The sequence below is a fragment of the Pedococcus sp. NPDC057267 genome (genome assembly GCF_042668795.1).
Classification (GTDB): Bacteria; Actinomycetota; Actinomycetes; order Actinomycetales; family Dermatophilaceae; genus Pedococcus.
Map to the genome: position 1 here is coordinate 1 of NZ_JBHUYG010000138.1, position 8,327 is coordinate 8,327.

The 8,327-nt window shown below is 75.2% G+C and carries 8 protein-coding genes; 5 read left to right on the forward strand and 3 right to left on the reverse strand.

The annotated features are described in order from the left end of the window. Positions 1 to 808 (forward strand): glycerophosphodiester phosphodiesterase (locus ACFUC1_RS19375; RefSeq protein WP_379122740.1); only part of this gene is annotated, 808 nt, incomplete at its 5' end. Continuing rightward, positions 805 to 2,217 carry an MFS transporter gene (locus ACFUC1_RS19380; RefSeq protein ID WP_379122742.1) on the forward strand — a complete coding sequence of 471 codons (1,413 nt, stop codon included), beginning with the start codon at positions 805 to 807 and terminating at the stop codon, positions 2,215 to 2,217. The genes ACFUC1_RS19375 and ACFUC1_RS19380, both read left to right, overlap by 4 nt. Positions 2,218 to 2,348: 131 nt before the next feature. Here ACFUC1_RS19380 and ACFUC1_RS19385 read toward each other — a convergent pair whose 3' ends face one another. Further along, positions 2,349 to 3,248, reverse strand: a complete 900-nt coding sequence (locus ACFUC1_RS19385) for an NAD(P)-dependent oxidoreductase (protein ID WP_379122744.1) — start codon at positions 3,246 to 3,248, stop codon at positions 2,349 to 2,351. A gap of 79 nt (positions 3,249 to 3,327) precedes the next feature. On the opposite strand from ACFUC1_RS19385, the gene ACFUC1_RS19390 reads away from it, so the two are divergent. Beyond that, positions 3,328 to 3,915 (forward strand): TetR/AcrR family transcriptional regulator, encoded by a 588-nt coding sequence (locus ACFUC1_RS19390; protein ID WP_379122746.1) that lies wholly within the window; start codon positions 3,328 to 3,330, stop codon positions 3,913 to 3,915. Beyond that, positions 3,912 to 5,114, forward strand: a complete 1,203-nt coding sequence (locus ACFUC1_RS19395; protein WP_379122748.1) for a hypothetical protein — start codon at positions 3,912 to 3,914, stop codon at positions 5,112 to 5,114. Before ACFUC1_RS19390 ends, ACFUC1_RS19395 begins: the two co-directional genes overlap by 4 nt. A 2-nt stretch (positions 5,115 to 5,116) precedes the next feature. Here the strand turns inward: ACFUC1_RS19395 and ACFUC1_RS19400 are convergent, their stop codons facing one another. Both ACFUC1_RS19400 and ACFUC1_RS19405 read right to left on the reverse strand, forming a co-directional pair. Beyond that, positions 5,117 to 5,746 (reverse strand): hypothetical protein, encoded by a 630-nt coding sequence (locus tag ACFUC1_RS19400; protein WP_379122750.1) that lies wholly within the window; start codon positions 5,744 to 5,746, stop codon positions 5,117 to 5,119. Then, on the reverse strand, positions 5,743 to 6,219 hold the full coding sequence (locus ACFUC1_RS19405; protein ID WP_379122752.1) for an acyl-CoA thioesterase: 477 nt from the start codon (positions 6,217 to 6,219) through the stop codon (positions 5,743 to 5,745). The genes ACFUC1_RS19400 and ACFUC1_RS19405 overlap by 4 nt, the downstream gene beginning before the upstream one ends. A gap of 48 nt (positions 6,220 to 6,267) precedes the next feature. Between ACFUC1_RS19405 and ACFUC1_RS19410 the strand changes: the two genes are divergently transcribed. Further along, positions 6,268 to 8,327: RecQ family ATP-dependent DNA helicase (locus tag ACFUC1_RS19410; RefSeq protein WP_379122754.1), on the forward strand; the 2,060-nt coding region annotated here is incomplete at its 3' end.

An 8,327-nucleotide genomic window follows, 5' to 3' on the forward strand; every position in this document is an offset into this window, starting at 1 on the left:
GCAGACTGACGCCGTGCGAGCCGCCGACTTCGCCTACTTCGACGCCCCGACCCCGATCGGCCTGGCCCACCGGGGCGGCGCGAAGCTGGCGGACAACCTCCACCTCGAGAACAGCCTCGCCGCGTTCCGGCGCGCGGTGGACCTCGGCTACCGCTACCTCGAGACCGACGTCCACGCCACCAGCGACGGCGTCCTGCTGGCCTTCCACGACGCGGTCCTCGACCGGGTGACCGACATGGCGGGCCGGATCGCCGACCTCCCCTGGTCGGTGGTGCGATCGGCCCGCATCAACGGCACCGAGCCCATCCCGCTGCTGTCGGACCTCCTCGAGGAGCTGCCCACGGCACGGCTCAACATCGACGTGAAGGCGCCGGGGGCAATCGCCCCGCTGGCCGAGGTCGTAGCCCGGCACGGGGCGGTCGACCGGGTCTGCGTCGGGTCCTTCTCCGACCGGCGCCTGCGCGCGGTGCGCCGGCTCCTCGGCCCCGGGCTGGCGACCTCGGCCGGTCCCGCGGAGGTCGCCGCCCTGCGCTTCGCCCCCGGGCGGGTGGCGCAGTGGCTGCGCTCCCCCGCGGCGGCGCTGCAGGTCCCCACCGCCCACGTCGTCGGCGGCCGCACCGTCGAGCTGGTCACCCCCGAGCTGGTCGAGCGAGCCCACGCCGTGGGCAAGCACGTGCACGTCTGGACCGTCGACGACGCGCACGAGATGCACCGGCTGCTCGACCTCGGCGTCGACGGGATCGTCTCGGACCGCATCGACACCCTTGCCGAGGTGCTGGCCGACCGCGGCGTACCGTTGAGCGGGTGACCAGCCGCGCCCCGACCGCGAGGACGACGGCGGCCGGCGCAGGGGGCGGCGTCTTCGGCCCGGCCCACGCGCTCGTCTCGCTGGCCCTCGTGGCGCTCATCACCGTCATCGCCTTCGAGGGCATGGCAGTGTCGACGGCCATGCCGCAGGCCGCCCGCGAGCTCGACGCGGTGCGTTCCTACGGGCTCGCCTTCTCCGTCATGCTCACGACCCAGCTGCTCGGGATCGTGCTCGCCGGCGTGTGGTGCGACCGCGGCGGCCCCCTCCCGTCCCTGTATGCCGGCCAGCTGCTCTTCGCGGCGGGGTGCGGCCTCTGCGGTGCGTCCGGCACGTTCGGGCTCTTCCTGGTCGGGCGCGGGGTCGCAGGGCTGGGCGCGGGCCTCATCATCGTCGCCGCCTATGTCGTCATCGGCCGCGTGTACCCCGAGGCGCTGCGCCCCAAGGTGTTCAGCGTCATCTCGGCCGCCTGGGTGCTGCCCTCGCTGCTGGGTCCGCCGATCGCCGCGTGGGTCACCACGACGTGGTCCTGGCGGTGGGTGTTCTGGCTCGTCGTCGTGCCGGTCGTGGTCGCCCTGGCCATGGTGCTGAGCCGCCGGCGCCAGATCGCCTCGGCCGACGACGGCATCGAGGCCTCGAGCCGCGACCACCGAGCGCACACGAGGGCCGCGTGGTTCGGGCTGCTCATCGCCGCCTCCGCGGGTGCCCTGCAGTGGGGTACGAACGACCTGTCCGCCGGGTGGTCGGTGGAGGCGCTGGTGGCGGTCCTGGGTGTGGTCGGGATCGCGGTCGCCGCGCCCCTCCTGCTGCCCGCCGGCACCTGGCTGGTGCGGCGTGGGCTGCCCTCGGTGATGCTGGCGCGATTCCTGCTCACCTGCTCCTTCTTCGGGACGATCACCTACATCCCGCTCATGCTCGTCAACGAGCGCGGGCAGTCCCTCGGCACCGCCGGCACGATCCTCGCGATCGGGTCGCTCGGGTGGTCCGCGGGCTCGTGGGTCCAGGGGCGCGACCGCTGGGCCGGCCGGCGCGACCGGCTCGTCGTCGCCGGGGGTGTGCTGCTCACGGCGGGGCTGCTCGGCGTCGTGGCCGTCACCCACCTCGACTGGCACCCGTGGCTCATCGCGCTGGCCCTGGTCGCGTGCGGCACCGGGATGGGGCTCGGCACCGCGAGCCTGTCGGTCCTGTCGCTGACCCTCACTCCCCCGGCCGACCACGGGGCGACGTCGTCGTCGCTGCAGCTGGCCGACGTCCTCGGCTCGGTGATCGGGATCGCCGCCGCGGGCGCGGTGTTCGCCGCGCTGCACACCCGCGCGGGGCAGGACGTGCCGGTCTTCGTCGGGATGTGGCTCGGGCTCAGCGTCGTCGCGGCCTGCGTGGTGCTCGCCGGCTCCCGCATCCGCGCCCGCTGACCGCCCCGGGCGGTGGGCCGGGCGCCACGAGGCGGACCGACGACCAGCTCGCGCCGCGCTGCCGCGTGTCGCGGCCGACGCGCCACAGTCTCGTCCGAGGTGGTCGTCGGGCGGTGTCCCGGCGCCGGTGCTCAGGCCCTGACGGCGGCACCGACTCGGCGCACCCGCGAGCGCTCACGCACCGCCTCGAGCACCACGGCCATGTCCAAGTCACCCCAGCCGTCGGCGACGGCCTCAGCGAAGAGGTCGCGGCAGACGTCCGCCACCGGCGTGGCCAACCCGGCCCGGCGGCCTGCCGCCACGATGAGCTCCGCGTTCATCAGCACGTCCGCCGCCCCGGCCTGGACCTCGTAGTCGCCGTCGAGCAGCTTCGCCAGCTTCGCGCGGGCGACGGTGCTGACCATCGGCCCCTCCTCCACGACGCGGCGGAAGGTCTCGAGGTCCAGCCCGTGCTCGGCGGCGAAGTGGAACGCCTCGACCAGCCCGGTCACCTGCGTGATGAGGAACAGGTTCACCGCCAGCTTGGTCAGCAGCGCTGAGCCGACGCCGCCGGTCTCGACGACGGCGCGCCCCAGCGGCTGCAGCACCGGGGACACCGCGGCCCTCACTCCCTCGTCACCGGCCAGCATCACCACGAGCTGGGCCGCCTCAGCGACGGGACGCGACCCGGAGACGGGCGCCTCGGCATACCGGCCCCCGGCCCTGGCGACGTCGCGGGAGAGGCGCACGGAGAACTCCGGTGACGTCGTGCCCATGTGCACCAGCGTCCGGTTCGCCACCATTGCGTCGAATCGCGATGTGCCACGCCCGAGGACGTCGTGGATCACCTCCTCCGAGGCCAGCATGAGGAGCACCACGTCCGCGGCGGCGAAGACCTCACTGACGTCTGCCGCGACGCGGGCACCGGCACGGCCGAGCTCCTCGGCCGCGGCCGGCGAGCGGTTCCAGACGACCAGGCCCGTACCGGACCGCAGCAGGTTGAGCGCCATCGGACGCCCCATGACACCCAGTCCCACGAACCCGACGACCACGCCGCACCTCCAGCACCCACCCTGACTATGACAGTTGTCATAGTAGCCACAGGTATGACGACAGTCATAGAGTCGAGTAATGAGCAGCCACAGCGGGACCCACCGCGAGAACATGGTCTACGTGGCGGCGCAGAAGCTGCGCGAGCAGGGTGTCGCCGGGGCCGCGCTGCGCACGGTCGCCGCGGAGGCCGGCGCCCCCCGCGGGTCCCTCCAGCACTACTTCCCCGGGGGCAAGGACCAGCTCGTCACCGAGGCACTCGCGTGGGCGGGTGACTTCGCGGCCTCGCGCGTCACCGCGTACCTCGAGCGCGCGCGGACGCCCAGTCCCTCCGGCCTGTTCACCGCCGTCGTGCGCGAGTGGGTCGACGAGCTCGAGCGGCGCGACTTCGCGCGCGGCTGCCCCGTGGCCGCAACGGTGGTCGACTGCTCCGAGGGCAGCGAGGTCCTGCGCCGGGCGGCGGCGGACGCGCTCGCCACCTGGCAGCGGCCCCTGCGTGAGGGGTTCGCGTCCATGGGCGTGCCCCGGCGGCGCGCCGCCTCGCTGGCGGTCCTGGCGCTCTCCGCCCTCGAGGGCGCGATCATCCTGTCCCGGGCGGAACGCGACACCGCACCCCTGCGGACCGTGGCGCGCGAGCTCGGACCACTTCTGGACGCCGCCCGGACGTGACCGCCGGCCCGGCCACGGCCCGACTGCTCGCGGCGGTCACCGCAGCAGCAGCACTGGCGGCGCCAGCAGCAGGTCTGGCGGGCTGCAGCGGCTCGCCGGCCCCGGAGCCCGCACCGACCGCCCGCCCGCTCACCTGGACGCCCGTCCCGCTGCCCCGCGGCAACGTACCCCTCACCCTCGCCGACTCCACCTCCGCCGTCGTCGTCGGGGCCACCGCGTCCACCGGCCCCACCCTCTGGTCGCTGGGGCCGGACGGGCGGACCGTCGCCTCGGTGCCGCTGTCCCCGCACAGCACCTACGCGTTCCCGGCCCGCTGGGCGTACCTGGCAGTGGACGGGCAGCACGTCGTAGGGGTGGGACGCGCCATCGGCGGCGCGCACGGCCTGCCGCGGTGGACCGTCTGGGACGGGAGCACCTCGGGCGTGCAGGAGCGCCCGCAGCCGTTCGAGACCTTCGGTGGCCCGCGCGCCGGCGGCCTGGCGGGCGTCGCCACCGGTGCCGGCCGCGACGTCGCGGTCGGCGCCTGGGACGACGGCGGCCCGGGGCTCGACGGGGCGGTCTGGCTGCGGACCTCCGGCCGTTGGGACCGGCTGCCGAGCGCGGGCACGCCCTTGGCCAGCACGTCCACCGACCTGGTGCAGGTCGCGTCCGTCGGCCTCACGGGCCCGCCCGGCGACGCACCAGTGGTCGTCGTCGCCGGCGCCACCACGGACCTCTCAGGCTCGGCTCCCGCCCAGCGTCCTGTCGCCTGGACGTCCCCGGACCCGCGTGGACCGTGGCAGCGCCACGACCTCCCCGCGACCACTGCTGCGGCCCGGGCGACGGGCAGCACCTGCGACGTGACCGGGTGCTGGCTCGTCGGCACCGACGGAGACGTCGCCGCCCTCTGGCACCTCACCGACGGGTCGGGACCGGCCGGGGGCGGCCGGGGCGTCGCCGTGGAGCGGGTACCGCTGCCGGGCACCGTCGCCGGGACGCCGTCAACTGGCGCACTGGTGGCCCTCGACGGGGCGACCACCTGGGTGGTCGTGCGCGGCCACTCCGCCGCTGCGCTCGTGCACCGCGACGGCGCCGGGACGTGGTCGGTGTGGACCGCACCGCCGGGAGACGTGCAGGCGCTGTCCGCCCGGAGCGGGCACCTCGCCGTCGTCGCGGCCGCCGGCGGGACGAGGCGGCTGCTCGTCGCAGCGGCGCGCTGACCTCAGCGCACGAGGACGTGCCCGACCGGTGTCGACAGCCGGGTCCACCTGCCGTGGGTCCACACCGTCACCTCGGCGCCCGGGGCACTGAACCCCAGCACGTATGCCGCGAACGCCCCGCCCGCGGGCACCGGCGGCGTCGTCGCGGTCGCCCGCGCCCACACCTGCCTGCGCAGCGCCGTCACCGCGTGGCCCCCGGCCTCGGCTGGGGCACCCTCGGCCACCTCCGAGATCCCTTGCCGCGCCACGGCATTCAGCTCGTCGGCGGACACTGCGCCCACCCTCTCCCAGCCGGACCGCGGCGGCGACAGGGCCGCCCACGGCACCCGGACGGTCGTCGGCGGCACGGACAGCTCGGTGGCACCCTGGTCCCGGGCCACCCGGTCGAGGATACCCGCGAGCGGCACGGTGGTGTCGAGCTCGGCGGGCACGGCCAGCGACATGGCACGCAGCCCGAGCACCGCCCCCTCGCCCATCAGCCCGGCCCCGGGGAGCACCGAGACGTAGCCGGCGAGGGTGGTGCCGGCTGCCTGCAGCCGGATCGCCCCGTCGTCGTCGGCGACCTTGGCGCGACGGACGTATGCCGCGAGGTCGGACAGGCCCTGCGCGTCCGGGAAGCGGAGGGTGGTCACCGGCGCCGCCACCGGAAGGACGTCGGGTCGCCGGCGTGGGCCTGCAGGACGGCGCGCAGCGAGTCGTCCATGCGCCGCGGTCGCGCGGTCGCGAAGTCGTAGAGGACCAGGGTCGTCTCGGCCCGGGCGAAGACCGTCTCGCCCTGCTCCCCGTCGCGGCCGTCGCGCACCTCGTAGCCGAGGTCGAAGCCGGCACCGCCGATCCGGGTGGGCCACATCTCCACGACGATCGGGGCGACGCGGAACAGCAGTGGCGCGAGGTACTCGATCTCGTGCCGCGCCACGAGGATGCCCTCGGACAGCACCGACCGGTCCTGCCCGAACCACTCCTCGAAGCCGATGACGCGCGCGTCCTCGAGCAGCCGCAGGAACTGCACGTTGTTGACGTGGCCGTAGGCGTCCATGTCGCTCCAGCGCAGCGGCACGTTGACGCGGTAGCGCTCCGGTGGGGGCGTCGCCTGGTCCTCGGACATGGGGACATCCTCGCAGGGCTGTCGGGCGGGCAGCCTACGGTGGTCGCCATGCAGACTGCCCCGGACGTCGACCTCACGACCCGCGCGACCACCGTCCTGCGACGGCTGGTCGGGCGCGACGACGCCGACTTCCGCGACGGCCAGCTCGAGGCCGTGCTCGCGATCGTCGAGCGGCGCCAGCGCGTGCTGGTGGTGCAGCGCACCGGCTGGGGCAAGTCGGCCGTCTACTTCGTCTCCACCGTGCTGCGCCGCGAGGAGGGGTCCGGCCCCACGGTCATCGTGTCGCCCCTGCTGGCGCTCATGCGCGACCAGATCGCCGCGGCCCAGCGGGCCGGGATCCGCGCGGTGACGATGAACTCCGCCAACGCCGAGGAGTGGGGCGAGGTGTCCGCGGCCCTCGCCCGCGACGAGGTCGACGTGCTGCTGGTCAGCCCGGAGCGGCTCAACAACCCGCGGTTCCGCGACGAGCAGCTGCCCGACCTGGCCCGGCGGTGCGGCCTGCTCGTCGTCGACGAGGCGCACTGCGTCTCGGACTGGGGCCACGACTTCCGACCCGACTACCGCCGCATCCGCGACCTGCTGCAGACCCTCCCCGCGGGCACCCCGGTGCTCGCGACGACGGCGACGGCCAACGCGCGCGTCGTCACCGACGTCGTCGAGCAGCTCGGGGTCGGCGGCCACGACGTCCTCACCCTGCGCGGCGGCCTGGCCCGCGACTCGCTGCGGCTCGGCGTGATGCGCCAGACCTCGCCCGAGCAGCGGCTGGCGTGGCTGCTCGCCCACCTCGACGGGCTGCCGGGCTCGGGGATCATCTACGCCCTCACCGTGTCGGGCGCCGAGGACGTGGCTGCCGCGCTGCGTGACGCGGGGCACGAGGTGCGCGCCTACACCGGCCGCACGGACCCGGCCGACCGCGAGCAGCTCGAGGCCATGCTGCGCGAGAACCGGGTCAAGGCCCTGGTCGCGACGTCGGCTCTCGGCATGGGGTTCGACAAGCCGGACCTCGGGTTCGTGCTGCACCTCGGGGCGCCGTCCTCCCCGGTCGCCTACTACCAGCAGGTCGGGCGCGCGGGTCGTGCCACCGAGCGGGCCGACGTCCTGCTGCTCCCCGGCCCGGAGGACAAGGAGGTGTGGGCCTACTTCGCGTCCGCCTCGATGCCGCGCCAGGAGCAGGCCGACGCCGTGCTGCGCGCCCTCGCCGAGAGCGACCGCCCCCTGTCGACCGCCGCGCTCGAGACCATCGTCGACATCCGCCGGACGCGGCTCGAGCTGCTGCTCAAGGTGCTCGACGTCGACGGCGCGGTGCAGCGCGTGTCGGGCGGCTGGGCCTCGACGGGCCTGCCCTGGACCTACGACGCCGAGCGCTACGAGCGGGTGGCGCAGGCCCGGGTCCGCGAGCAGGAGCTGATGGTCGCCTACGAGCGCACCGACGGCTGCCGGATGGCGTTCCTCCAGGAGTCGCTGGACGACGACAGCGCCACCCCCTGCGGGCGGTGCGACGGGTGCGCGGGCCCGTGGTTCCCGACGGACGTGCCCGACACCGCCGTCACCACCGCCCGCGGCCGGCTGGAGCGCGCCGGGGTGGAGCTGGAACCGCGCGCGCAGTGGCCCACCGGGATGGACCGGCTCGGGGTACCCGTCAAGGGCCGGATCCCCGCGCAGGAGGCCATGCAGCCCGGGTACGCCGTGGCGCGGCTGACCGACCTCGGCTGGGGCCAGCGGCTGCGCGGGCTTCTCCGCTCCCCCGACGCGCCGGTAGACCCCGCGCTCCTGCGGGCCTGCGTGCCGATCCTGCGGGACTGGGGTTGGCAGGAGCGGCCCGTCGCGGTGGCGGCGGTCCCCTCGCGCACCCGGCCCCAGCTGGTGGAGTCGTTCGGCGAGGGCCTGGCGCAGATGGGCCGGCTGGAGTGGCTCGGCCCGCTGCAGCTCGTCGACGGCGGACCGGTCGGCGAGGCCGGCGGCAACAGCGCCTTCCGCCTGGCGAACGTGTGGGAGCGGCTGGGCCTCGACGCACAGCAGCACCGGGCGGTGAGCGGGCTCACCGGTCCGGTGCTGCTGGTCGACGACCTGGCGTCGTCACGCTGGACGCTGACGGTCGCGGCGCAGGT

Excerpts from the sequence above, each read along its gene's own strand:
- ACFUC1_RS19390 (WP_379122746.1), top strand. The coding sequence starts at position 3,328 with ATGAGCAGCCACAGCGGGACCCACCGCGAGAACATGGTCTACGTGGCG.
- ACFUC1_RS19405 (WP_379122752.1), bottom strand. The coding sequence starts at position 6,219 with ATGTCCGAGGACCAGGCGACGCCCCCACCGGAGCGCTACCGCGTCAAC.